Origin of the sequence: Acidaminococcus sp. (assembly GCA_022482815.1) — a bacterium.
Taxonomy (GTDB): Bacteria; Bacillota; Negativicutes; order Acidaminococcales; family Acidaminococcaceae; genus Acidaminococcus.
The window spans coordinates 2,664,535-2,690,668 of sequence record JAKVOM010000001.1 but is presented as its reverse complement, the minus strand read 5'-3'; the positions used below and the strand labels follow the sequence as shown (position 1 = coordinate 2,690,668).

15 protein-coding genes are annotated in these 26,134 nt (G+C 48.0%); 8 read left to right on the top strand and 7 right to left on the bottom strand.

Features of this window, described 5'->3' with window-relative positions; genetic code table 11:
* Positions 1 to 308: 308 nt before the first annotated feature.
* Positions 309 to 1,658, bottom strand: a complete 1,350-nt coding sequence (locus LKE33_11620) for an ISL3 family transposase (GenBank protein MCH3951566.1) — start codon at positions 1,656 to 1,658, stop codon at positions 309 to 311.
* Between the two features lie 48 nt (positions 1,659 to 1,706).
* Here LKE33_11620 and LKE33_11615 point away from each other — a divergent pair, with 48 nt between their 5' ends.
* Positions 1,707 to 1,925: a hypothetical protein gene (locus LKE33_11615; GenBank protein ID MCH3951565.1), complete on the top strand. Its 219-nt coding sequence runs from the start codon at positions 1,707 to 1,709 to the stop codon at positions 1,923 to 1,925.
* A 410-nt stretch (positions 1,926 to 2,335) separates the two neighbouring features.
* Positions 2,336 to 5,623 (top strand): autotransporter domain-containing protein, encoded by a 3,288-nt coding sequence (locus LKE33_11610; protein ID MCH3951564.1) that lies wholly within the window; start codon positions 2,336 to 2,338, stop codon positions 5,621 to 5,623.
* A gap of 654 nt (positions 5,624 to 6,277) precedes the next feature.
* Here LKE33_11610 and LKE33_11605 read toward each other — a convergent pair.
* A complete protein-coding gene (locus LKE33_11605) occupies positions 6,278 to 7,132 on the bottom strand; it encodes a zinc ribbon domain-containing protein (protein ID MCH3951563.1) in 855 nt (284 codons plus the stop codon).
* A gap of 959 nt (positions 7,133 to 8,091) precedes the next feature.
* Here LKE33_11605 and LKE33_11600 point away from each other — a divergent pair.
* The 3 genes from LKE33_11600 (at position 8,092) to LKE33_11590 (ending at position 14,233) form a co-directional block, all read left to right on the top strand.
* Positions 8,092 to 11,343, top strand: coding sequence for a hypothetical protein (locus LKE33_11600; protein MCH3951562.1), 3,252 nt, complete (start codon positions 8,092 to 8,094; stop codon positions 11,341 to 11,343).
* 393 nt (positions 11,344 to 11,736) lie between these two features.
* Complete coding sequence (locus LKE33_11595; protein ID MCH3951561.1) at positions 11,737 to 12,618, top strand: LysR family transcriptional regulator; 882 nt, start codon at positions 11,737 to 11,739, stop codon at positions 12,616 to 12,618.
* Between the two features lie 730 nt (positions 12,619 to 13,348).
* Entirely contained in the window at positions 13,349 to 14,233 is an 885-nt protein-coding gene (locus LKE33_11590) for a LysR family transcriptional regulator (protein ID MCH3951560.1), read from the top strand.
* Between the two features lie 339 nt (positions 14,234 to 14,572).
* Here the strand turns inward: LKE33_11590 and LKE33_11585 are convergent, their stop codons facing one another.
* On the bottom strand, positions 14,573 to 15,475 hold the full coding sequence (locus LKE33_11585; protein MCH3951559.1) for a transporter substrate-binding domain-containing protein: 903 nt from the start codon (positions 15,473 to 15,475) through the stop codon (positions 14,573 to 14,575).
* A 1,113-nt stretch (positions 15,476 to 16,588) separates the two neighbouring features.
* Between LKE33_11585 and LKE33_11580 the strand changes: the two genes are divergently transcribed.
* The 3 genes from LKE33_11580 to LKE33_11570 all read left to right on the top strand — a co-directional run bounded on the left by LKE33_11580 (position 16,589) and on the right by LKE33_11570 (position 21,421).
* Positions 16,589 to 16,726 (top strand): hypothetical protein, encoded by a 138-nt coding sequence (locus tag LKE33_11580; protein ID MCH3951558.1) that lies wholly within the window; start codon positions 16,589 to 16,591, stop codon positions 16,724 to 16,726.
* A 461-nt stretch (positions 16,727 to 17,187) separates the two neighbouring features.
* Entirely contained in the window at positions 17,188 to 19,626 is a 2,439-nt protein-coding gene (locus tag LKE33_11575) for a YadA-like family protein (GenBank protein ID MCH3951557.1), read from the top strand.
* Between the two features lie 550 nt (positions 19,627 to 20,176).
* Positions 20,177 to 21,421: an IS110 family transposase gene (locus LKE33_11570; protein MCH3951556.1), complete on the top strand. Its 1,245-nt coding sequence runs from the start codon at positions 20,177 to 20,179 to the stop codon at positions 21,419 to 21,421.
* Positions 21,422 to 21,670: 249 nt separating this feature from the next.
* Here LKE33_11570 and LKE33_11565 read toward each other — a convergent pair whose 3' ends face one another.
* From LKE33_11565 to LKE33_11550, 4 genes are all read right to left on the bottom strand, one after another.
* Positions 21,671 to 22,327, bottom strand: coding sequence for a hypothetical protein (locus tag LKE33_11565; protein ID MCH3951555.1), 657 nt, complete (start codon positions 22,325 to 22,327; stop codon positions 21,671 to 21,673).
* Positions 22,328 to 22,408: 81 nt separating this feature from the next.
* Positions 22,409 to 22,933, bottom strand: coding sequence for a GNAT family N-acetyltransferase (locus tag LKE33_11560; protein MCH3951554.1), 525 nt, complete (start codon positions 22,931 to 22,933; stop codon positions 22,409 to 22,411).
* Positions 22,934 to 23,289: 356 nt separating this feature from the next.
* Positions 23,290 to 23,574, bottom strand: a complete 285-nt coding sequence (locus tag LKE33_11555) for a MarR family transcriptional regulator (protein ID MCH3951553.1) — start codon at positions 23,572 to 23,574, stop codon at positions 23,290 to 23,292.
* Between the two features lie 678 nt (positions 23,575 to 24,252).
* Positions 24,253 to 26,124 carry a cation-translocating P-type ATPase gene (locus LKE33_11550; GenBank protein ID MCH3951552.1) on the bottom strand — a complete coding sequence of 624 codons (1,872 nt, stop codon included), beginning with the start codon at positions 26,122 to 26,124 and terminating at the stop codon, positions 24,253 to 24,255.
* Between the last annotated feature and the right edge of the window lie 10 nt (positions 26,125 to 26,134).

Sequence of the window (26,134 nt, the reverse complement as noted above, 5' to 3'; positions counted from 1 at the left end):
TTTGATGAAATGCGACGACCCCATTGCTTAGAAAAAAAGTAATGGGGTCGTTTTTTCGCATAAGAGCCCATATCACGTTGGAGCATCGGCGTCGCCTGGGGACTTTCGCTCCTCGACAAGTCTCGTCGTCTCAAGCCTCCAGTTCACATTAAAGAAGCTTTTTTTAGCCTATGCCTCATTCGCGGCCATCTGCTGTGTCAGGCGGGTGCGTGACCTGTCGAGGTACTATTTGTGTACATCTTACAGGCCCCACACCCGCCTTCCTTGCATCTGACCACGTCTGAAACATAGTTAAAAAAAGCGGTTCTTCACGTTTTTTTCGGGAGTATACCTCTTACGGTCGGAATTGAGAGGTAGCGAATTAACGTGAAAAAGTACTCATCATCTCTGTATCCGTACGCTCTTCTTTTGGCCACTTTAATCTTGTTGTTGAAACCCTCAAGCTTCCCTGTGTTTATCGGGTACAGGGCATGGTTCACCAGACCGTCTATCCTTGGCAGCTTAATCTTAGCAAACCTAACCAGGGCCGGAATCCCGCTGCCTAGTGCAGCTTTAAACCAGCGCTTCCATCCTGCAAGAGCCTTGTCATAGTCCCTTAATTCATAGAGGGCTACCATCTCTTCCTTCATGGAATAACATATTGCCAGATCCTCGTGCTCTGCAAAGATGGCCTGCAACGCTTCTTTGTTCTTAGGATTCAGCCTATCTTCATTGGTGAGTAACGGCCAGCGGACTTTCTTCAATTTGTGGTAGCTCTTCTTTTCATTGAATATCTGCTCTTTCAAAGCCGGCTTGTCTTCATTGCTTGCGTCTTTTAATGCTTCTTGCATGTTTCTGGCTTTATCCCTATGCATTCTGGCCTCATCAAGTCTTACTACACCTAATACTTCCTTCCCGAATTGAGCCTGCATGTGGTAACGATCATACACGACCTTAGCTTGCGGCAGATGTTCTTGTACCAGCTTGTTGTAGGAAGCGTTCATATCCATGGCGACTGCCTTGACCTCTGTCAGCTTTGTCTGATCATATTCCTTGAAGAAATGCTCGAAGTCAGCTATCGCCCGACCTCTGCCGACCCAGAGAATATAACCTGTCGCTAAATCCATGACGCAAGTGGCATAAGTGTGTCCCTTATGGATAGCAAACTCATCGATGGCCAGAAAACGGGGCTTGTAAGAGGTCAGCTCCAATTCCATTTCATATTTATCGAGAGATTCATCCATGAGCTGTTTGTGGACATAGCGAATCGTGCTCCAGTGAATTCCTGACATCTTGGCAATTGCATTGGCAGGGATTCCATTACGAAGCAGCGTCTCAATCCAAAGGGAAGCCCTCATGGTAATGCGAGTCCCGGGATATTTAAAGGGAATAGGCTCAGTGATGGTTGCATGGCAGCAGGAGCAACGGAAGCGATGCCCTTCAAAGCGGATCATCCTGGTATGCTCAGGATACGCAGGAAAACTTTTCAAGTAGGTAGAAAATGGCTCGTAAGAATACATTTTCTGACCACATTTAGGACAACGGAAGTCGGTATATTTCTTTTCACTGCAAATAACAATCTCCTGGCTGTCATCAAAAGGGTCTTCCGGCATGAAGACATTGTAAAAGACATCTTGACATTCTGCATTATTTTGAATAGTGTAATTAGTAAAGGACATTTTCTCCTCCCAAGGTATGGTTTCGTCGCTTATATTTTGGAGGAGTTAATGTCCTTTTTCAATAGTCAAATGTCTTCTAGTCCACAAATTTCCGTGAAGAACCAAAAAAGCAAATGGAAAAAGATAAAAGAAGCTATCCCTCCACCGCACTCGTCAGCCCTTCCTATCATCAGCGCTGACTGCGGTTCTCCTTCCGAAGCCGCCATGAGTGGGGCGGCTTGGAAGAAGGATCCAACGCAGCAAACATCCTGTGTCGGTTTGCTCTAATGAAAATAAAAACAGCGGCTGTAAATTAAAGAGACCTTCTTCGACGTCGCTCAAGTTAAGCCAAACCGTAAGGTTTGGAATTCCTCTGCCACCTCCGTCCGTAGGAAGGAGGAGGGGCCACGAAGTGGCGGAGGATAGCTTTTTTTCTCGCCATCTATTCTTCTTATCGTTAATCTAATATTCCGTGAAATACTTTTCAATATAAATTATCATTATTTTCATACTATAAATTAATAATGAGTGTTATAATAAATACAAGAAAAAATTTACGGGGAATAAAATACAAATCTAAGCATAGATTAACGGCAAATGAAGAGGAGTGGGCACCCACGTCCGGCGCAAAGAAGATGCTGCCGAAGCGACGTGAACGCCGATCTGTGCAGGTTTTTCTGGAGTTGAAGGGAGGCTTTATGAAACGTTGGGTGAGTCATGCAGCCCAAAAGGCGATTTTGGTGGGTGTGATTTGTATGGGGACAATTCCTCTTTGTGCTTCGACAGGCTACGCAACCACAGTCATAGGTTATTCGGGCGACCAATTGTCTTATTCGAATACAACAATTTATGCTACGGATGGAATGTGGACTTCCATTGCTATTGAGCCTTCGACTACCGATTATCCTAATGTCCTGAATAGTTCTATCACCCTGGACAACGTTACCACTAGAGGCAACATGTTTGGCAGCTATGCGGATTCGATTGTAGGCGGCAGCGCGATAGGAAACAGTATTACCGCTACGAATTCCACCCTGTTCGGCAGAGTAATCTGCGGCTATGTATACGAATCCGTCACGAACGGTTCTGGTGTCGGCAACGCGACGAATAACAGTATTAGTCTTACAAATTCCAATGTGTCAGGAAATTACAACATCATTGGCGGTTATACGGTTGAGGGAGTCGCAGCAAATAACAGTATTATTATAAATAATTCCACTATTTCTGCCCGCAGAGCCTCTAATATTGATTCGGGTGTCTATGGTGGGAGAGCTATGTACGGAAGTGCTGAAAATAATACTGTCATCATCACCGATTCCACGGTGAATATCCCTGTTTACGGCGGTTATAAAGTGGTACAAGGGACCGCAACAGGAAACAATGTAACCGCCACAAATTCCACCTTGACCATGTTAGTGGTCGGCGGCTTTGGCGGTAATAATGGCGATGCTTTAGAAAACAGTGTCACCCTTACGAATTCCAATGCAACAGAAGACGTCTATGGCGCTTGGGCAATCGGTTGGGGGGACAGCGGGAATGCATCTGACAATACGGTTTCCGTGGTGGATAGTTCCACGGTAGACGGCAGCGTCTATGGTGGCTACGTATCGGGGACTGGGGACGCCACAAGTAACAGTGTAGTTATCAACGATTCCAGCATTGGTGAAAGTGTCTATGGCGGTTGGTCGAGAACAGGTGACGCATCAGATAACAGCGTAACTCTGACATCGTCTACTGTATCGGCAAATGCCTATGGCGGATACGTCAAAACAGAAGGGGATGCCACGGGTAACACGGTAACGCTGACATCCTCCTCCGTATCGGAAGGCATTTACGGCGGCTACACGGCGTCATCAGGTGATGCTTCAGACAATGTCGTCAGCCTCAGCAGTAACTCTGACGCTGTTTATGTTTATGGAGGCCGTGCTGTTACTGGGAATGCAGAGAATAACACGGTAAGCATCAGCGAATCGGAATCAGCTAACGTCTATGGCGGTTATGTGTCAAGTTCCGGTGACGTTTCGGGTAACACGGTCACTATTAGCGATTCTGCAACGATGGATGGGTATGATGGATTTGCCATTGGCGGTTATACGTATTCTGGAAACGCAACAGGAAATACAGTGTCAGTTTCCTCTACTGACATGACAGGAGTTATAGGCGGTGAATCATACAGCAATGGGGATGCTGCGGAAAACACGGTTATCCTCGACAATGTTGTCAGTACTTTCTCTGATTCCGGAGAATATGGTGGCGGTTGGGCGGTTGATGGAAATGCCACGAATAACACGCTGATTGCCACGAATACGACTGCAGTAATGGTGTATGGCGGCGCTGCAATGTCCGGGAATGCTTCGGGGAATACCGTCGAACTCACTTCTTCGACTGTGGCGAGTGAATATGGAATGGTTTATGGAGGTTATGTAAGAGATTCGGGTGACGCCACGGATAATACGGTTACAGTCACAGATTCCACACTGAATGATGTGTATGGCGGTTATTCGGGAACAGGTGATGCCTCTGACAACACAGTCACGATCAGCGCTTCTACCACGGATGACATTTACGGCGGTTATACGGTATCCGGTGATGCCACAGACAACACGGTGACCCTCGACGGAACCGTAGATGTAGGCGACCTCTTTGGCGGCTATACGACCGGATCCGGCGATGTCGTGACCGGCAACACGCTGAATGTGACAGGCCTGAACAGTACGGCTGACTCCATCCAGAATTTTGATAGTATCAACTTCTATGTTCCCGCGGGAACTTCGAACGGCGACACGATGCTCACTGTGTCGGGAACGACGACCATTCCGTCTACGGGCCTTACAGCAACGGCTTATGTAAACGGTTCCGTCGTACTGAACCCGGGCGAAGAAATTACGCTGCTTTCCGGTGCCATCGATACGACGGGCACCTTATCCACAGCCGTTTCCGGCACCGTATATCAGGGCGTTTCCACAACGTCTACGGCGGCTATTGAGACCCGCACCGAAAATGATTCCGGTGACTATATTAAATTGATTGTTCCGGAATCGGAAGACACGACATTAAACGAGCAGACGAAATCCCTTGTGGAGACGCCGACTTACACGGCAGCTCTCGTTGCCAGCGGCGGTGACTTCCTTGTGGACAGCGCCCTCTGGAATGCTGCAAAGGCAGTGAAACTCAATTCCGACTGGACGTGGACACCGTTTGTGGCCGCAGCCTACAAGAATATGCGCTACAATACCGGTTCCCACGTCGAGAGCGACGGCTGGAACACTGTTCTCGGCATTGCGAGACGGTATGAAGACAAGTCGGGTTCGTTCCTCGTTGGGCCGTTCGTGGAATACGGCAACGGCGATTATGACAGTTATATTGACGGCGGTATCCATGCTAACGGTAATGCCCACTACATCGGCGGCGGTATCTTCGCACAGAAGAACTTCAACAGCGGCTGGTATATCGATGGCAGTGTCCGCGGCGGCCGCGTCAGCGCCGACTACAATTCCAATGACCTCTTGATTGGCACTACAAGAGTTCATGAAGACTACGATTATCGTACGCCGTATTACGGATTCCATCTGGGCTTCGGTAAGGTTCATAACTACGGTGACAACGTCCGTCTCGATACCTACCTCCGTTATCTCTACGCTCATCAAGACAGCTTCGACGCGAAACTGGCTACGGGCGAAAACTACGAATTCGACGATGTCGACAGCAGTAAGATTCGCATCGGCACGCGCTACATCCACGATGAAAAGGATCTCGGATCCTGGTACGTGGGGGCCGCTTACCAGTACGAATTCGATAACGAAAGCACTGCTCACTTTGGCGGCGGAGATACACCGAGCCCGTCCGTCCAGGGCAGCAGCGGCATGATGGAACTCGGCTGGGAAGGCAAAGGCGGAAAGAATATGATTTATGACCTGTCGTTACGCGGTTGGATAGGTAAAGAGGAAGGTGCCAGCGTGAGAGCGCTGGTGAAGTGGACGTTCTGATGGAAAGTCAGCGCACAAATTGCGCTGATTTGATGAAATGCGACGACCCCATTGCTTGGGAAAAGCAATGGGGTCGTTTTTTCGCATAAGAGCCCGTATCACGTTGGGGCATCGGAGTCGCCTGGGGGCTTTCGCTCCTCGACAAGTCTCGTCGTCTCAAGCCCCAGTTCACATTAAAGAAGCTTTTTAGCCTATGCCTCATTTGCGGCCATCTGCTGTGTCAGGCGGGTGCGTGACCTGTCGAGGTACTATTTGTGTACATCTTCCAGGCCCCACACCCGCCTTCCTTGCATCTGACCACGTCTGAAACATAATTAAAAAAAGCAAATGGAAAAAGATAAAAGAAGCTATCATCCATCGCAAGCGATTCTCCTTCTTTCGAAGCCGCAGAGCGGCTTGAAAGAAGGTCTCAACGCAGCAAACCTCCTGCGTCGGTTTGCTCTAATGAAAATAAAAACAGCGGCTGTAAATTAAAGAGACCTTCTTCGACGTCGCTGCGCGACATTGAAGAAGGGGGCCCGCTTGCGGGGGATGATGCCCCTTATATCTTTTAATCTTTTTATTTCATACGCATGCACCCACTCAAACAAAAAGAAGCTATTTTTCATCATCCATGGTGGAAAATAGCTTCTTTTAGCGTCTTAACCAAGTGCCTTACACCTTTGGCTGCCTCTTCCCGCACTTATAGCAAAAGTTCGCACCCTCAATCAGAGGCGTGCCGCAGTAATAGCAGAAATACCCGCTGAGCTTCGGCGCAGGGTAACGGGAGAGGACATCCTTGATGGCGGCGTCCATATCTTCTGCAAAGTCGGGATTTGTTTCAACAGGAGTTTCTGCCGCATTTTCTGCGGCAGCTTCTTCCAAGAGACTTTCTTCGCTGGGCTCTTCTTCTGTAGGAGCCTCTTCGTCAGTATCTTCTTCAGCCGGTTCTTCCTCATCCGGCTGCGCTGTTTCCGTGTCGTCGAGCGGCGCCACGTCGAGATGAGATTCCACGTATTCATAGCCATCTGCCGGCGTATACTTCATTTCCGTATCCATGATCGCACCTTCCGCGTGCACCGGCTCGTAAGAGGAGAGCGTCTGCCCTTTGAGCGCCATGTAAAAAGACTCGGAAAAGTCTTCATCAAAAAGAATCGTCCGCATTGCCATAAGTTTATTGGACGGTGTATCGACGAGAAAGATTCGGAGAGTCTGGGGCGCACCCTGGGACATAATGAGCTCCTGCATTTCCGGGGAACAGGACTTGATATAGAAAGCGCACTGCAGCGTTTCCCCCGAGTCAAGTTCCGCGTCCAGAAAAAGATGCGGATCGACGGGCAGAAGCGTAAGACTCAGCTCCATACCTCCGCGGCTAATGGCGGCGACTTCTTCCTGTGTCGGCGCCGTCTGGTAAGCGACGAGCGAGAACGTTCCGTCCATGAGCTCCAGCATGACCGTATCCCCCTCGTGCAGCGCGAGCGGAAAAGATTCGCCTATTTTAAAACTGACAGCACTGTCAAGATTAGCCATGGTTATGAAATCCCCTTTCCTTGTGCGAGATTTTATCGGTTCCATTGTAGCACGAGAAGGATGGAAAAAGGAGAAAAGAAGCTATCTTCAAAGTTTTACGACGTCATCACTTTGCCGCACACCAGGCTAAATGCCATATGCCAAACGCCAAAAGCTCCCTTTTAATTTTCTTTTATTCTTTCTCTCTGCCGAAGACCGGCCGCTTCTGGCGTCCAAAGCGTCATAGCTTTCTTTTTGCGCGAAGCACCACAGTACATAGCGAAAAATATCACCCTTATAAGCCTTATATATTCGTAATAAAATTTGCATCCATAAGGTTTTGTTCTTTGATTGTCAGGGACCAGGTGAAATCGTCAAAAACAGCCTAACTGAAATGACCAAGCAGAGACCATCTGCACAGCCATACTGATCTAAGTTTTTCAGACCACCGAAGGCCTATTAATTGCCTCGCAGTGGAAGTTAAAATGTAACAAACCAAAGCAGCTGTGAAGAAGTAACCAATTATTTCTTTGCCGCTGCTTTATTATTTTTCGAAATATTATACATCGATACTGGCCGCAATATTGCTTAAGGGATAATCACACCACAAATTTTTGGCCTCAAAAAAAGTTATAATTTATGTTTTTTATGACGATTATAAAGCATTGAATGCTGAATATTTGGCTTATCAATGAAATGTAAAAAAACAATCAAAAATATAATTCTATTGATAAAGATATGTAAAATATATGGATTTTTATTAGGAATTAATAAAAAATAATGAAGTCATGATAGAATGAACCGGGAAGATTTTGAGAAATATTAATTGTTTTCACAAAATAGAGACACTTGGAAAGGAGTGAACTGGAAGCAAGATAGTTTAACTGAGAAAGTGGTAGTTGAGCTGAAAAGGGGAAATTTGAACTGGAACTCAAAGCTACTCCGGTTCGCAGTAACAATTGAGCAAAGGGGAGAAAAAAATGAAACAGAAAAGGACAGGCACGCTGTTGACAAAGAAAGTCTTGACCGGTCTTCTATGTGCCGGTGTTGTAGCATTCTATGGCAGCTGTCCGGCTTTTGCCTTACCGCAGACATCAGGTTACGACACGACTACGGAAGCGGACGGAACCACGCCGCTATACGTGTACCAGCATGATTCACAGAATTGGGATGCCGCCGGCAGCCCCGGCGACCATGTCCAAATCGGGGACGGCGGATCAACCGCGATGCAGATGCAGTCGAGTGCCATGGGCGGCCGGGCTGTTTCCGGAACGGGGACTGTTACGGGCTCCCTTATCCGTGTGATGAACAATGTGAACTTTTCCAATTCTTCTAATGTGATGGGAGGCTATATCACCTCTAATGCTGTCGGCAGTGCTGTTAACAATACCGTCATTATGGAAGGTGCAGCCGGCGGCAACTACTATGGAGCTTTTGTTGGGGGTGCCGGTAATGGAAGTGCGGATTCAAACACAGTGACCATCCGTGGCGGCACTTCAGGAAATGTGTACGGCGGGTACGTTGAAGCCACCGGAACCGGCGGTACCAACTCCAACAAGGTATCAATTGAATCCGGCTCCGGCTCGAATCTCGTAAACGGCTCAGTGGGCGGCGGATTTATCTACAAAAGCAGCGGCAGCAGCGGTGATGCCTCTTATAATACGGTTAATGTGGGGAGCAACATTAGTGTCGGGGGCAAAATTTTCGGCGGCAATGTCTACCACGGCAGCGGCAGCGCGGAATACAATGCGGTGACCGTAGCCGGTTCCGTGAGGGAGAGAGTTACCGGCGGCTTTGTCAACGATGGCGGCGGCAATGCGAGCCATAACGCGCTTGTCATCGAGGGGACTGGCCATACCGCATTGGCAGGCCCTGACAACAATTATGCCTCCTATGGCGGCATGAGCATCTCCGGTAAGGCGGAATATAACAGTGCTACTATCAAAACCGGCGGTGTCTGTGAAAGCTCGTTCCTCGGCGGGTTCAGCCAGGTTGCGGATGTCACTCACAACACGGCTTTAGTGGAGAGCGGCGCAACTGTCCGCGCGGCGTATGGCGGTGGTATCAATCCTTCGAGTCCGACAGGCGATGCCAGAGACAATGCGCTGACTGTAGGCGGACACGTGACGGCAAGTGCTTACGGGGGTATGAATGGCGGCGGCGCGGCTGAAAACAACACCTTGGTCGTGCAGGCCAGCGCCCAGATTGATCGAAATGCATTCGGCGCTTTGAGCACGTCCGGCCGGGCTGATGGGAATCGGGTGACCGTAAGCGGTACGGTCACGAACACTGTTTACGGCGGCTACAGCGGCCAAAGCGACAGCGCAGACGGAAGCGCCAGCAACAATACAGCCGTCATTACGGATACGGCTCACGTCGGATATGCAGTTGGTGGCCGAATCCGTACCGGGCAGGCCGATGGGAACCAGCTGACGGTGAGCGGCGCGGTCCAGAACACTGCTTACGGCGGGTCGGTAGATTCCGGGGACGGGACTGCCGACGGTAACAGTGTGACGGTGACGGAAACCGGCTCTGCAAACAGGGTATACGGTGCACTTTCCGATGCCGGATCCATTACGGGGACCAGGGTGACCGTGGCCGGTACTGCCGGCGAACGCATTGTCGGTGGATGGAGCTATACGGGTGATGTGTCCGATTCGGTGCTGGAACTGTCAGGAAACACAAACGATACCTGTGAGCTCGTTGCTGCCGGCATTGTCACGACGGGCAGCGGCAGTGCGACGAATGGCACCATCAATCTTCGCACGAGTTATTCCGCGGCTGACATTTACGGCGGTGCCACGATTACCGATGTGGTCACCCCGCCTTACCCTTCTGATTTACCTTCCCCCACTACGGGAGACCTTGTGACGGGCAATAAATTGAATGTGCATGGCAAGGATATGCGGGCAAAGTCCCTGCATAATTTCGAATCAATCAACTTCTATATGCCGGCGGGAACTACTGCAGGGGACACGCTTCTGACGTTATCGGGTAACGGCCTGGTTGTTCCGGCCGCCGGCACGACAGTGAACGCCTATGCCGACGGCGCCGTGGAACTGAATGTCGGAGACGTGCTGACCCTGGTGGACGGCAAAATCGATACTTCCTCCGGTGTTCTCACGGTGGGAAACACAGAGTTTGCCACGCTGGCGAACGGTGTCTCGATGGACTACACGATTGCCTACGACGTGGTAAGCAACAATGCGGACGGCGACCATATTAATATCATGGTGACGGGCGTAACTGGGCAGCACTCCGAGAGTACCGTCAAGGAACAGACAAAGTCATTTACGGAGACGGCGCTTCTGACGTCGGCCATGGTCTCGAGCGGCGCGGACCTGCTGATTGACGGCGGCATGAGCGCAGCGCGTGACGCCGTACTGGAGGACGAACGGCAGCGGGCCCTGAAGGGGAAGAGTGAGTTGGTGCCATACGTGACGTTCAAGCGGGATAACCTGCGTTACAATACAGGTTCACACATCGATGCGGACGGCTGGGGCGTGAACGCCGGGCTGGCGAAGCGTTTTACGAGCGAGCACCGGGAACTTCTGGTGGGGCCGTTCTTCGAATATGGGAACGCTGACTACGATTCCTACGTGATGGACGGGAAGCACGCGGAGGGGAATGCTCACTACACGGGCGGCGGTGTGTTCGTACAGCAGAAGCAGAAAGGCGGTCTGTACTACGAAGGCAGCGTGCGCGCGGGCCGCGTAACGGCAGACTATAAGTCGCACGATCTGGAGATTACGGGTATCGGCAGGACGTACGAACATTACGATTACAGCACGCCGTACTACGCATTCCACGTAGGCGTGGGCAAGCAGATTGCACTGGATAATAAGAGCACGCTGGATGCGTATTTGCGGTACTTGTACAGCCACCAGAAAGGCTTTAACGCGGACATGACGACGGGCGAAAATTACCATTTCGACGCCGTTACAAGCAGCAAGATCCGCACAGGGGCGCGCTACACGCGGGAAGCAAACGCGAACAGCAAGTATTATGTCGGGTTGGCGTACCAGTATGAATTCGACAACGAGGCAAACGCGTATTACCACGGCTACGGAACGCCGAGCCCGAGCCTGAAGGGTTCGAGCGGAATGCTGGAGCTGGGGTACGAAGCGAAACCATCGAAGGATTCGAACATGACGATGGACTTCGCACTGACGGGCTGGTGCGGCAAGCAGGAAGGCGTCAGCTTCCGCCTGGGCGCCAAGTGGGATCTCTGACTGTGACTGCCAACCGGACGAATAGAGACAAATAAATACAGATATGACCCCGTATCTTTTTCCGGGGCTGAGGATAACTCTGAATTTGAGGTTCAGGAAATTTCAGGAGCCGGGATGAAGGTGCGGGGCATTTCTGAGTATCCAGCTTATTGAAAAATGTAAAATATTAGTCAAAAATACAATTCTATTGATAAAAACTTGCTAAATATATACATTTTTATTATAATTTAAGTAAAGCAATGTAAAATTATGATAGAATAATATTGAAAAGATTCTAAAAAAATAGTAAAGCGTTACGTAATTTTGAATGATAGTGGTTCTATCGGGGAAATCTTAAATAAGGGAAAGGGGGCCGGAATTAAAAATCCCTAGTTTGAGAGGAGAGGACGCAATATGATTGATCCACGGATTAGGACGTTTCTGACGGTCTGTGAGACAATGAATTATACGGCAGCCGCCCGCAAGCTGAATATCACGCAGCCTGCCGTATCCCAACACATGCGTATTCTGGAACACTACTACAAAGTTAAGCTATTTACTTACAAGGGGAAAAAAGTCTATATAACCCCTAAAGGAGAATTGCTTCGCAAAGCTGCAACTGCCATGCTGAATGACGATGCAGAACTACGGCGTCAAATGCAGGAATATCCGGGGAAAGTAAGAATTGAATTTGGAGTGACGAAAACTATCGGGGAATATGTGATTGCATCTCCCCTTGCACGGTTTATCCGCAATCATCCTGATGCTTCCATTAAAATGCACGTTGCCAATTCAGAGGAACTGGCACAGGAAATCAAGGGAGGTAAAATCCAATTTGCGCTGGCAGAAGGATACTTTGACCCTACGGAATATGATTCTATGATGTATCGGACGGTACCCTTTATTCCTGTTTGCTCAGTGAACCATCAGTTTCAGAAAGGGAAAGGACCAAGGCTCATGGCTGATCTTTTTGGAGAAAGACTGCTTGTGAGGGAACCGGGAAGCGGAATGCGCCGCTTCCTGGAAAACCATTTGGCACTGATGGGATGTAAGATTTCTGATTTTCACAGCGTCGTTGAAGTGAGTGGAATGCATACCATTCTTCGGCTTTTGGAAGAGGATGCAGGAATTTCCTTCTTGTTCGAAGCAGCTGCAGATGACCTGATTAGTAATGGAAAATTACAGCGGATTCGGCTGAGTGATTTTTCCGTGGTGCATGATTTCAGGTTTATCTGGGAAAAAGGCAGTAAATATGGAGATCAGTACCGCGCTCTCTGTACCGAACTTGCGGGCTAAAGGATAGGAAGTCAATTGATGAAAAAGAAATAGGTCAGAAAAAAGCTGCCAGCGTATGGCAGGAAATGACCGGAACAAACATGTTAGGACTTTTTAATTTAAGAGGCTGTGAAACCATGCGTGTGCATGATGTCACAGCCTCTTTTATGTAGGCCGCTGGCCGCCCATGGAAGAAAAATTGCCAGGGTATTTTTCTACGAACTTATAAAAATAAAACCTGAAATTCAGGTTATCTGCTAAATTTCAGGTTTTATTTTTTTATTTGAATCAAAAGCCTTACTACTTTGCCGCACACCAGGGTAAATGCCATAAGCCAAAGGCGCCTTTTTTTATTTTTTCACCGCTGCTTTATTATTTCCACATTGGCTCTCCAGCCAGGCGTCGACGACGTGTTAGCTGCCTTTCTCCCACATAATGAAAAATCTTACATAAAGCCCTTATAATATGTAATAAAATTTACAATTATGAGGCCTTATTTTTTTATTGCTTTACCTTATTACAGAAGTGTAATATTTTAATCAAAATACGACTTAATAATTAAAAATAAATTAATTATACATATAATTACTAAAAAGTAACAGAGAACTATGCTAGAATAATTCCGCAAGTCTTGTAATATTCTGAATAGTTTTTACAAGGCACCAATTGGGAAGCGGTTTTGGGTGGAAAAATCTGAAATGGGGAAAAGGAGGCCCAGGTTAAAATTTCCAAAGAGACAGGAGGAGAAAATATGATTGATTCACGGATGCAGACTTTTTTAACGGTCTGTATCACTATGAATTTCACGGCGGCGGCCCGCAAACTGAATATCACGCAGCCTGCCGTCTCTCAGCAAATCCACTATCTGGAAGACTACTACAAAGTAAAATTATTCAGCTACAAGAGTAAAAAACTCCGCTTGACTCCTAAGGGGGAATTGCTTCGCAAGGCGGGAACTCTCATGATGAACAATGAGGCAGAATTACGGCTCAAGATGCAGGATAGTCCGCTCAAAATCAAGGTCGAATTCGGAGTGACAGAGACCATCGGGGAATATGCCATCACACCGTCCCTTGCCCGCTTTATCCGCGAGCATCCTGATATTTCCATCACAATGCACGTAGCTGACACGGAGGAACTGGCACAGGAAATTGAAGAGGGAAAAATCCAGTTTGCCCTGGTGGAAGGATACTTCGATCCCACGAAGTACGACTCCGTGATGTATCGGACCGTATCTTTTGTTCCTGTCTGCTCGACGGCGCATCAGTTTGCCAAAAAACCGCAGTTTTTGTCTGATCTTTTTAAGGAAAGACTGATTGTACGGGAACCGGGAAACGGAACGCGCCGCGTCTTCGAAAATCATCTGGCACTCATGGGATGTAAGCTTTCTGATTTTTCCAATATTACTGAAGTGAAAGGGATGCACACCCTTCCCAGATTACTGGAAGAGGATGCAGGGATTTCGTTTTTGTATGAGACAGCTGCGGCCGACCCTATCAGCCAGGGAAAATTGCAGCGGATTCGGATAGATGATTTTTTTGCGGTGCATGATTTCAAGTTTATCTGGGAAAAAGGCAGCGCCTTTGGGAATCGCTACCGCGACATTTGTAAGGAAATCGGGGGCCTGAGGGCATAGAGGAAATCGCATAGGAAAGAAAAATTGCCAGGGTATTTTTCTACGAACTTATAAAAATAAAACCTGAAATTTAGGTTATCTGCTAAATTTTAGGTTTTATTTTTTTATTTGAATCAAAAAGTCTCACCACACTGTTGCAGACGAGGCTAAATGCCATAAGCTGAAAGCCAAAAGCGCTTTTTTATTTCTCCCTCTGCCGAAAGCCAACTAACTGCTCGCTGCTATCTTCATCAAGAATCCGCCAATGTATCTGCCTGCACGATTGTACTAACCCCTAGCCACTTACCACTAACCACTTTGCCGCACATCAGGCTAAATGCCATATGCCAAAAGCGCTTTTTATTTCTTCACTTGATGGGATTTTTCGTAATTGGCCTTGCTGGAATAATCACTGCCCAGAACTTTGATGGACAGTTTGCTCAAGGTTCCGTCTTTCTGCATTGCATTAATAGCCTTGTCAAAGTCTGCCGCCATTTTGGCGCCTTCTTCCGTTTTGGGGAACATAAAATACGCATTCGGATTGGTCAGCTTGCCGACTTTATCCATTTCCGACTGGGGAAGGACGACAAAGTCGAAGTGATAGCCGTATTCCTGTTCCAGCAAATGGATCCGCGACTCTTTTGTCTTCAGGACATCGATGCCATCCCCTGCATTGAGCCTGCGGTAGAAGTCGGCCCATCCTTCTTTGGTATAGGTGACCTGGATGGCTTTTTCAGGAAACTTTTTGCGGAAGGCCTCTACGAATCGCTGCCAGCTGTTTTCTTTGCCCGAGGTCAGGCAGGTTCTCAGATTGCCAAGATCGTCAATTTTCTTGACAGGATGTTTCTTCAGGAACCCTTTGGGAAAGGCGAAGGCAGCCGGTTCGTAGTAGTGGGGGACTTTGGTAAACGTGTATTTTTCCTCCTGTGCCGGCGTTTTCGAGAGAGTATCAAAGTTTATCTGATAGCGGCCGGCGCTGATGCCGTCGAGAATATCAGCAGATTTGGCCGTTTGGAACTGAATCTTGTAGCCGGCTCTCTTCGCGGCTTCTTTGAGGACTTCCACTTCATAGCCTGTGAGTTCATTGTTTTTGTCGAAGTAGGCAATCCCTATTTTCGTGCCTCCCGTCGCTGCGACAATGGTTTTTTGTTCTTTTACAGGGGCCAGTGAAGATGAGGTGTCAGATGAGGACTTGCTGCCGCATCCGGAGATGAGAAGGGTTCCGATGACGAATAAGGGCAATAATTTTTTTATGCTGAACATGGTCACTTCTCCTTACAATAAAAAAGCGCCCCATATCGCTATGAGACGATAAAGCCAAAAAAGCCGCCGGTCGCCCTGTAGGAAACGAAATTGCTGAAGCAATTTCGTTTTGAATGATAAAAGCAGTTTTTGCATTTATGCTGAATGTGCTTTTAAAATCTTTTTTGGTTAGATATTTACAAATACTATCTTAAAATCATAATCAAAAAAATATCATTCGTCAATTTTGTGCGAGGAGAGGAGGAACAATGGTAAAAAATTGTAAAGAAAGGGACAAGAAGAGAAACGCTGGTCGTCAATCGCCGCTGGAGAAAACAAAAAATAGAAGCACCAGCCCTCCACCCTCAGCCCTCTTATTCGCGTGTTTTTTGCGAATAAGAGGGCTGAGGGTGATGGCCCTTAATATTTATCTTTTAAACCATTTGTATCATTACGTTATAGCAAAAATATAGCATTGCTATGGTTAATTTCTGAAGCTCTTTTTATTCATTCAGGCAATGCAAAGCATTGGCTACGTCAAAATCTTCTTTCACGCCGCTATGCGGCGTCGAAAGGAGGAGAATCGCTTGCGATGGAGGATAGAAATGTTTTTTATTTAAGGCAGAAAGCCGCCGGTCGCCAGTGGTTAAGCAAATCGACAAGCGGTTTGCAGTGAATTAAAAAATTAACTGCCCCTAGCTATCTACATTGAAAATCCGCTAAAGAAACTGCTCGCACTGCGGTACTATCCACTAGCCGCTTACCACTAACCACTTTGCGCACAACAGGCCAAACGCCAAATGCTAAATGCCAAAAGCGCTTTGAAGCAATAAAGGAAACTGTATGCAGTCCTCTTTTTTTCACAAGACCAAATAGGGACCACCCTGATTAAACACAAAGCAAGTGTCCTTCTCCTGGCGTCAGAATGCCACTGTTTTTGCCCTCTGTTGTACAACATCAGCTAATGGAATAAAAAAGCTGAAATTATCTAAAAAATAATCGCAATTTCTATTTACTTTAATAATAAAATATGATATACCATGCTAGTCGATAATCGTTAAAAAAAAAGAATACAAACGACTATCAACAAAGTATCATGTGACAACGAAATACGTAGGTGGTTACTGTTCCTTCATGGTTCTGTGGAGAGGACCGTTCGTGAAGGAATATCCGAATGAAGTAAGCATCGAAGTAGAAGTCCTGGGGAAAGACGGTTGTTCTATAATGGATTTAGAGCTGTATGAATGGCTTAACAGGAACCTTCCTAAGTAAGACCATCATACGGCTTTTTAGTTTGCGTGAAGAAAATGGGAGATTTTCTCCGCATCACCTGCGTGTTTCTTGTCAGTGTTACCTGGAGAAAAAATATTTATCGAAGGGGGAGAAAAAGGCAGCTCTTGCCGCACCGTTCAGATATGAATTTTTGTGGATTAGCAGGGAGCGAAACGTGGGAAGAGCAGAATGTCGCGTCTGTAGTATAGGGACTATGGAATCACTTATATTACTGTGATTCTTTATGGCTCTGTGGAGAGAGCCTTCTATGAAGGGATAGAAATGATGCCTGTTTCCGGTTGCTTGGAGAAAACCGAAAAGAGGTACTGGGGAAGCGAAGAGGCAGTAGGATGGCAGTTCCGGAGAAAGTGACTGCTCGAAGCAAAGAATAGGACCCCCTCACGGGATCCTATTTTTGTTTCAATGGGGAATGTTTTTACGACACGAGAGGAGCTATTACGATGAAAAAAGAGATGAATAGAAAACAACGGACACTTGCCGTAATGATTCTCGCCATGCTGTTTGCAGGGCAGACGTTTACAGTTTTTGCTGCCGATACAGCAACGGGAATCGGTAATGGTGTGGCCCAGGGATCCGGGTCAGTAAGTTCTAATGCAACGGATACGGCTGTGGGCAAAAATGCCCAGGCTAAAGGCGGCGGCAGTCTTTCGCTGGGCAGCGGTTCGAGAGCCAGCAATGAAGGCTCGGTCGCTGTCGGACGGGGCTCAGTTTCCACCGGAAAATCGTCCATTGCAATTGGTGACAATGCACAAGTGCAGCCTAATATGTACGCATTTACAGGTATTGCTATAGGGAAAGGTGCTTATGTCCTGAGCGGTACCGGGCAGCAGGAATATGAATTCAGCTTTAATAAAGAATCCTGGAATGGAAAGGATAATCTAAAGAATGTTGACGATGCGCTGAACCGTCTTCCGGGCGGCATTGCAATTGGAACGAATTCCTATGCCCGTACGGGGTCCGTCGAAATCGGAAGTCATACTATGCAGGGCAAAACTATGGCCGGAACTACGGTTGAAAATACATCCGCTAATATTATCGACATGACGACCATTGGCACGAACTCATACAATAAAGGCATGATGGCGACCATCGTCGGCGCTTATTCTATCAATACAGGTAATTTTACCGGCGGTGGCGGGCTGAATAGCTTATTGTATGGTTCACAAAATATGGGATCTGTCCTCGTAGGCTCCCTTAACCAGAACCGTTCCAAAGGTTATGGCGGTTACAGCGGTATTGCCAATACAATCGTGGGCATTGCCAATACAGCAGAAAATGCTAACGGGACTCTTATCTATGGGGCAGGCAATAAAATTACCAATGCTTATGGCAATATCAGCTTTAGCGGTAATTATGGCGCCGATACAGTGGATGAACTGCAGGATAAATTGACGAACACTGTTAAGGCGAGTGGTGCAGGTGGAGGCATTCTTGCTTTCGGTGGCGGGAACACGGCCGATTATGCAAAACATTCGCAGATTATCGGCGTCAATAATACGATTAAAGGTACCAGCGATGATCCGAGTGAATACAATATGATAGATGGTTTTAATGTTACGGCCACGAAAGTGGACAATGTGAGTGTCATCGGCGCCGCTGATACGGTAGAATTCTCAAAAGGAATCCAGCTCTTCGGAGACAATCGGAATTTGTCGAACGTCCAAAATTCTGTCATCCTCGGTTCTGCCGAAAGCGAAACGAGTCTCACGGCTTCTCAGGCAACGCTTCTTGGGTATAACACCAATGTCCAGGCTGACGGCGGTGTGGCTCTCGGTGCCGGTTCTATCCTGAATGACTCGGAATCAGGCCTCGATATGTCCGGCTACGATCCGGCAACGGGAACGAATGCCACGAGTACAACGTCTGTCTGGAGACCGACCCTGGCGGCTGTGTCCATCGGTGCGAATGGCACGGCTACGCGGCGCATTACGAATGTGGCCGCCGGCGTGAATGATACGGATGCGGTTAACGTGGCTCAGTTGAAACTGGTTGCCGGTACGGCCGGCGGATCAACGAACCTCATTGCCGGCGACGGCATTAAACTCTCCCAGGGCGACGACGGTTCCTGGACCATCAGCACGAACTTTGAGAATTCCGGTTCCGACGAAGTGACCTACAAAGAAGGTACCGCGTCGAGCGGAACGGACGGTACGACGAGCGGCAATGCCGCGGTCATTGAAACAAAGCTGAAGGCCGACGACGGCAATACGACGAGCCTTGGCAGCGGAAGCAGCCTCGGCATTAAGGGCGACGGCACGAATATTGCAACGACTGTGAGCGGCAGCGACGTGAAAGTCGCCTTGAGTAAGGATATCGAAGTCAACAGCGTGACCATCAATAACGGGCCGACGGTTTATAATGGCGGCATTGATATGAACAATACGAAGATCACGAATGTGCAGGACGGCGATATCTCCCAGGGCTCTAAGGACGCTGTTAACGGCGGTCAGCTGTGGGATGTGCAGCAGGGCATGAGTAACCGCATCAGCCGTCTTGATACGAAGATTGACCGCGTAGGTGCCGGCGCTGCCGCACTGGCCAACCTGCATCCTCTCGACTTTGATCCCGATGATAAGTGGAGCTTCTCCGCGGCCTTCGGTAACTACCGCAGTGCCAATGCCATGGCAGTCGGCGCATTCTATCGTCCCGACGAAAAGAGCATGGTGAACGTCAGCGGGAGCTTCGGAAACGGGGAGAACATGATCGGTATCGGCGCCAGCTTCAAGCTGGGGAAGGAATCTCCGGTAACGAGAGGCAATCTGCAAAAGACCATCACGAATCTCCAGACGTTGGTGGCAAGTCAGGATGCAAAAATCGAAGCTCAGAATAAGCAAATTGCCAGACTGGAAAAACTTGTGTCTCAGTTGATTAATAAATAACGAAAAGAATCGGACCTCGTGAGGGGTCCGATTCTTTTTGTTACGCAGGTTGCAAGTGGCGGGGCGCTTACTGGAGGAGGCAAACCGCGGAGCGGTTTGCAAAGAATAAGTAAAAGCAAAAGAAGCTATCTTCCCCCGTAAGGCGGGCCCCCCTCTTTCGAAGCCGCGACGAGCGGAGCGGCTTGAAAGAAGATCCCAAAGAAGCAAACCTCCTCCGTCGGTTTGCTCTAGAGAAAGTGAAAAGAGATGCTGTAGAATTTTGTTACCTCTTTTAATTTATATAGTTGGCAATGCGAAGCATTGGCTACGTCCGGACCTTGTATCATATGTATTGGGACTTTAACCCTCTTTTTGGGGGAAAGTGCTACACTGTAAAAGATGCTGTGGATTGGTTTTAGGACCTACCGATTAACGGTTTGAAGAAGACTCCAACCACAGCTCTTTGCAGCGATGTTAATTAGTTAGATACCGCCTGACGGTTTATATAGAACAAGGATACATGGCAGAGAGTCTGTGGTTTCAGCATCATATTTTTTAGGAGGTCTATATTATGATCTATGTTGGAATTGATGTGTCCAAAGACAAACATGACTGCTGCATCCTTGACCCAGAGCATAAATCCAGGTACAAGCAGTTCACCGTTACCAATGACTGGGAAGGCTTTGACTTTCTGCTGAAGCAGATATGCTCTTACAAACAGCCGGCAGAAAACATAAAAGTAGGGCTTGAAGCCACCGGACCTTACAGCGAGAATATCACCAGATTCCTGCTGAATAACGGGCTACCAACTTATGTCTTCAATCCCATGATGACAGATCAATACAAAAAGAGTCATAGCCTTCGCAAAACTAAAACCGATCGCATTGATGCTCATTTTATAGCCTGTATGTTCATGTCCGATTTGGATCTCAAACCCTACGTTCCTAAAGAATACCACAATGAACGTCTCATGTCACTTACCAGATCTCGGTTCAGAATGGTTCAGGCAAGAACAAAGATTAAACAAGACGTGGATCGGCTTGTGGTCCTCAACTTCCCTGAACTAGGAAAATATATGAACCTGAATTCTGCCACTGCTCACGCTATATTCATGGAATATCCTACTCCCGAGGAGCTGGCAAACGCCAATTTGAAACACTTGAAAAACATTATTCACAAGGCATCCAGAGGCAGCTTAAATGAGGATTTGGCTGAACAAATTCGTGACGAAGCAAAAAAATCTATCGGTAAACACAACAATCTGGGCAATGAACATGAATTGCGGGCGAACATCCGGATTCTTGAGGACTATGATGAAGAAATTCGCAAAATCGAGGCTGAGGAAAAGGAGCTGCTGAGCGAGCATCCGGAACCTTTACTTACAATTCCTGGGATTGGTGCCGTCACAGGAGCCGCAATTTTAGCGGAAGTCGGGGATTTTTCCAAGTTCTCTTCTCCTGACAAAGTTCTAGCTTATGCCGGGCTTGCACCGTCCAGGAACCAATCAGGACGCCGAAGTGGGATAGGTCGAAGCGCCCACATGGAGAAAAGAGGGTCACGTTATCTACGATTTGCGCTCTTTAACGCAGCGATATTCGTCTGCCGGTACGAACCAGCCTACAGGGAATATTTAGCTAAGAAACTAAACGAAGGCAAGCATTACTACATAGCAATCTCTCATGCAGCCAAAAAGTTGGTACGGTTAATTTATGCACTTCAGACAACAGGAAATACATACAAAACATCTGCTCAATTAATGCTTCAAAAGCAGATAAATACTAGCTCCGATTCACAGGACATTGTACTTGACATATGATAGTTAGTCTTCTTTCAAGCCGCAATGCGGCGTCGAAAGGAGGAGAATCGCTTGCGATGGAGGATAGCTTCTTTTAATAAACATAAACAGGGCATACACCCCATTTGGTGATATATGCTCCAATTTTACATTTCTTTTTATTTTGTTTCTGATGGATTCTTCGGAGAACAACTAAAACTTCCTTGTAAAGAGCTCTGCCTCATGATGAGCGCGAGACATGCCGAACGCCAGCATGAGGCAAGTGCCTTTTCAGTGCTTTTCAATATACTCAACTAATTTCCCATACCACTCATCTATATTCTCACTTGGCGGCACCGTCTCTTCTCCCAGCACCAGATCCGTCAAGAGAAGAGGCCTCCTGCCGCCGCGCTTGATGGCATTCATACAGGAGATGCAGTACACGACGACGTCTTCACAGGGCATGGAAGCGGCCCTGTTTTTCATAGCCGCAAGCACTTCCTCCGGTGAATGGTCGGGATACAGGCTGTCTCCGCAGCACTGGGAATTCATTCCATGAGCCTTTACCTCAACGAGGTCAAAGTTCAGATCTTTGAGAAGCTGGCGGACGTCCTGATGGATAATGGGCGTTGATTTGGCCGTGCAGGAATCATGGAGGCTCACTTTTCTGCCATGGTAGTCGGGCAGGGGATAGTCTCCGAACGTATGAATCACGTTCCATAAGGACTGAAGCTTCAGTGTCGCATCCTGGTCCCGCAGCCGCATGGCGCAGCTGGAGCAGACATAAATAACACGAGAGTCTTCAGGAAGTGTCGATGGGTGGCGGCAGCATGTATCATACCGCTGGATATTGGGAAAATGCTTCCTCAAATAAGTCAGAAACTTTTCAGACGTTTCCTTTTTATAAAGTTCAAAAGCGCAGCCGGGCATATAATAAACAGGTTCCATGATGTTCTCTCCACAGGTTCAGAGTAATTTTCCCTAATTATAACAGATTCCGGAAACACAAGAGGAAAAAACGATTTGCTCTTATTCACAGCTCAGTAAACTATTTCGCTTGATATAGCGTACATGGGGCATCGTCACGCCTCGAAAGACTTTTATATCCTCATCGACGAGGTGCATACCGTTCCGTAAAGCGACGTTTCGGGAAGCCAAATTTGTATCACGGATAATGGAACATACATCAGGTGCCTTCATTTCCGTAAAAGCATAGTCCATCCAGGCCCGGGCCGCTTCCGTGGCATATCCGTGGTGCCAGTAAGCTCGTTCGAAGAGGTATCCTACTTCAAGAACTTTATTTCCTTTCCAGGGCTGGTACGTCAGGCCGCACTGCCCGATGAAAGTGTTCGTTTCTTTCAGAATGACAGCCCACAGGCCCAGACCATAGTCGTCCTGGCGCTTCATCTGGCGCTTCAACCACTCGGCTGCTTCCTCGTCAGAAAAAGCACCTTCGTAGGCATACATTGCGGCTTCATCCTGCAAGGTTCTTTTGATATTTTCCAAATCGCTCTCTTCCAGCGGGCGCATGAGCAAACGTTTTGTTTCAAGCATGTTGGTCTCCCATTCATGACGTAACTATTTTTCGAGTGGTACTTTTAAATCTCATTTTATCATGAAGAAGACAGAAAGCGGTGAAGAAATAGCTAATCATTTCTTCACCGCTTGTTCTCCATTATCATCCGTTCAGCTTTTCAGCCAGCCGCCCGCCTGTGGAAGTAAACCACAGAGCGGTTTGCAGCGAATATAAAAATATGAAAGAAGTTATAGTATATCGAGTGGTTCCTAAGTTTGCCTGACACAGTAGATGCGCCCAGATTTCTGCACTGGACAGAAAAAGTTACCTTATAAAGAGCTCTGCCTCGAAATGCGTGCGAGGCCAGCCGAGCACCAGGGAGAGGCAGGTGCCTTCAGTGATTTTCCAGCCAATCAAGCTGCACATTTTCCTGTAATTTCTTTACAAGCTTCAGTAGTTCCCGCGTTTCTTTCGGAGAGAAGCCTCGAAGGCCCGCTGCAATCTGCCGATTCTCTTCTTCAATGAGTTCTTTATAAAGTTTGCTGCCTTCTGCAGTGGGGGACAAGTGCCACATTCTTTTATCGGAGTCTTCCCGATGCCTATAAATGAGCCCGGCGTCTTCCAATTTTTTTACCGCCTTGGCCGTCGTGCCCTTATCTACATTGCAGGCGTCCGTCAGATCGGCCTGACAGATACCCGGCGCTTCGCAGATGCGCGTGAGGAAGACAAACTACCCGCGCTTCAGACCGTACGACCGAAATTTTACGTCCATCATGGACTGAACAGAACGACTGAGTGTCCCGATATTCCTAAGTAATTCGCTAGCGAGTTCCATGGCTCTTTCACCCCAATTAGTTGAAATAGCAACAATTATAATTGCAGTGTAGTGGAAAGAGAGAACATTGTCAAGTGGGGAGAAGCCCTCCGCCTGCATTCCGCATCCCGACATCTGCCCGTGGAGGCCAAATTACTAAAGCAATTTGGCATTGAACGAACAAAAATAGAAGCACCCGTCCCCTTCTTCTTCACTGTGTTCAAAGAAGGCCGAAAGCAGTCTCCAAGGATTTGCTTTGGCAAAAACAAAAAATAAAACAAGCCATATACCCCAATCTCACACCTCTTTTTATTTTCTTTTTATGGACAGCACAGAAGATGGGTGCAGATACAAGGAAGGCAGACTTAGGAACCCGAGATAATACAAAAATAGTATATCGAGTGGTTCCTAAGTCTGCCTGACACAGTAGATGCGCCCATATTTCTGCGCTGGACGTAAAAAGTTTCCCTTAAAAAAGCTCTCAGATAAGATGCGTGCGAGGCCAGCCGAGCACCAGATTATCTGAGGTGCTTTTATTTGCGCCTATTCTTCCTTCAACGATAAAAGCTTCAAAGAGTTCACTATTACAAACACAGACCCCACATTATGCACCAGCGCCCCCACAATGGGATTCAGCACGCCGGTCGCGGCAAGAATCGTGGCAATCAGATTAATGATGAGGGACAGGACGATATTAGCCTGGATCTTCTGGAGAACCTTTTGGGAGAGATGGAGCAAATAGGGAATCCGGCTGATATCGTCCTGCACGAGCACCACGTCAGAAGATTCAATGGTAATGTCCGAGCCGATGCCTCCCATGGCAATGGCGGAGTCGGCGGTACGGAGTGCGACGGCGTCGTTGATGCCGTCGCCGATCATGCAGACTTTGTGACCTGCGCCCTGATATTCACGGATTATTTTTTGTTTATCTTCGGGAAGAAGTCCGCTGCGGTAATTGGCAATATGAACGTTCTCGGCAATTTTCATTGCGGCCGATGGATTATCTCCGGTGAGTAAAATGGGTTCAATTTGCATGGCCTGCAGTTTCTTTATGGTCGGGGCAGCACTTTCGCGGATTGTATCCGTAAGGGAGATGGATCCAACGGCTTTTCCGTCTACGGCGAGATAGACCATAGTGGAACCACTGGCCTTTTCGTCACGCGTCCATTCTGTATTAAAGGAAATGCCTTTTTCCACGAGAAATTCCTTTTTGCCCGCAAGAAGTTTTTTTCCTTCATAAGTAGCAGCGATGCCCTTGCCCGAAAAAATGGTATAGGAGGAAGCTTGCCCGTTCGTATCCGCAGCCGCGCAGATAGCCTTCCCGATAGGGTGCTCGGAGCGGGCTTCTGCAATGGCGGCAAGAGTCAGAATGTCTTTCTCCGAATAGATGGAATCAAACGGCTGCACTTTCTCAATGCTGAGCTTCCCGTAAGTGAGGGTGCCCGTTTTATCAAAAGCAACTGTATCAATGGTACTGAGCCGCTGCAGCGATTCACCGGACTTGATGATCATGCCGTACTTAGCAGCGTTCCCGATGCCCGCGATGATGGCTGTCGGCGTTGCGAGGATAAAGGCGCAGGGACAGACTACAATCAGGACAGTGACGGCTCGAAGAAAAGCGCCCGACGTATTTCCCAGGATAAACCAGTTGAGCAGGAAAGTCAGAATGGCCGTGGTAAAAGCCGCTATGACAAGCCACGCTGCCCAGCGGTCAGCCAGGGAAACGATAGGGGCCTTGTTTTCATCCGCTTTTTCGGCAAGATCAATCATTCGCTGCAGGGCACTATCGGCGGCTTCAGCCGTGGCCACGTATTCAAATACATTTTCTTTATTGAGGGAACCGCTGAGCACATCGTCTCCGACAGTCTTATCCACGGGAAGGGATTCGCCGGTCATGGCGGACTGGTCGAGAGAGGTAATTCCTTTGATAATCTTTCCGTCGGTCGGTATGGTTTCACCGGCGAGCACGATCACCGTATCGCCTTTTTGGACGTCTTCTACGAGGATGCGCTTTTCTTCTCCGTTACGGCGGACCCGGGCCAGCTTCGGCATGAGGTTTATGAGCCCTTGAATGCCCTTCCTTGCCTTGGAGGAGGTGTAGTCTTCCAGAGCAGAGCCGATTTCCATGATAAAAGCGACTTCGCCGGCTGCAAAAAATTCTCTGGCTATGAGTGAACCGATGAGGGCGAGGGAAACAAGGACGTCAGCCGTGATATCGTGCTTTGTGACGAGAGCCTTTGCGGCGCCCGTAACGATGGGCACGCTGCAGAGAAAAATCGCTATCCACGCCATATCCAGTCCGCCGGGAAGTACAGTCCATTCCAACAGGCTCATGACGAGCGCAATCCCGGAAAAACCAATCCGGACCAGCCGGAATTTTGCTTCATCCGTAAAATAATCGGTGAGGTGCTTCATTGATTTTCTC

Excerpts from the sequence above, each read along its gene's own strand:
- LKE33_11620 (MCH3951566.1), bottom strand. The coding sequence starts at position 1,658 with ATGTCCTTTACTAATTACACTATTCAAAATAATGCAGAATGTCAAGAT.
- LKE33_11615 (MCH3951565.1), top strand. The coding sequence starts at position 1,707 with ATGTCCTTTTTCAATAGTCAAATGTCTTCTAGTCCACAAATTTCCGTG.
- LKE33_11610 (MCH3951564.1), top strand. The coding sequence starts at position 2,336 with ATGAAACGTTGGGTGAGTCATGCAGCCCAAAAGGCGATTTTGGTGGGT.
- LKE33_11605 (MCH3951563.1), bottom strand. The coding sequence starts at position 7,132 with ATGGCTAATCTTGACAGTGCTGTCAGTTTTAAAATAGGCGAATCTTTT.
- LKE33_11600 (MCH3951562.1), top strand. The coding sequence starts at position 8,092 with ATGAAACAGAAAAGGACAGGCACGCTGTTGACAAAGAAAGTCTTGACC.
- LKE33_11595 (MCH3951561.1), top strand. The coding sequence starts at position 11,737 with ATGATTGATCCACGGATTAGGACGTTTCTGACGGTCTGTGAGACAATG.
- LKE33_11590 (MCH3951560.1), top strand. The coding sequence starts at position 13,349 with ATGATTGATTCACGGATGCAGACTTTTTTAACGGTCTGTATCACTATG.
- LKE33_11585 (MCH3951559.1), bottom strand. The coding sequence starts at position 15,475 with ATGTTCAGCATAAAAAAATTATTGCCCTTATTCGTCATCGGAACCCTT.
- LKE33_11580 (MCH3951558.1), top strand. The coding sequence starts at position 16,589 with ATGGTTCTGTGGAGAGGACCGTTCGTGAAGGAATATCCGAATGAAGTA.
- LKE33_11575 (MCH3951557.1), top strand. The coding sequence starts at position 17,188 with ATGAAAAAAGAGATGAATAGAAAACAACGGACACTTGCCGTAATGATT.
- LKE33_11570 (MCH3951556.1), top strand. The coding sequence starts at position 20,177 with ATGATCTATGTTGGAATTGATGTGTCCAAAGACAAACATGACTGCTGC.
- LKE33_11565 (MCH3951555.1), bottom strand. The coding sequence starts at position 22,327 with ATGGAACCTGTTTATTATATGCCCGGCTGCGCTTTTGAACTTTATAAA.
- LKE33_11560 (MCH3951554.1), bottom strand. The coding sequence starts at position 22,933 with ATGCTTGAAACAAAACGTTTGCTCATGCGCCCGCTGGAAGAGAGCGAT.
- LKE33_11550 (MCH3951552.1), bottom strand. The coding sequence starts at position 26,124 with ATGAAGCACCTCACCGATTATTTTACGGATGAAGCAAAATTCCGGCTG.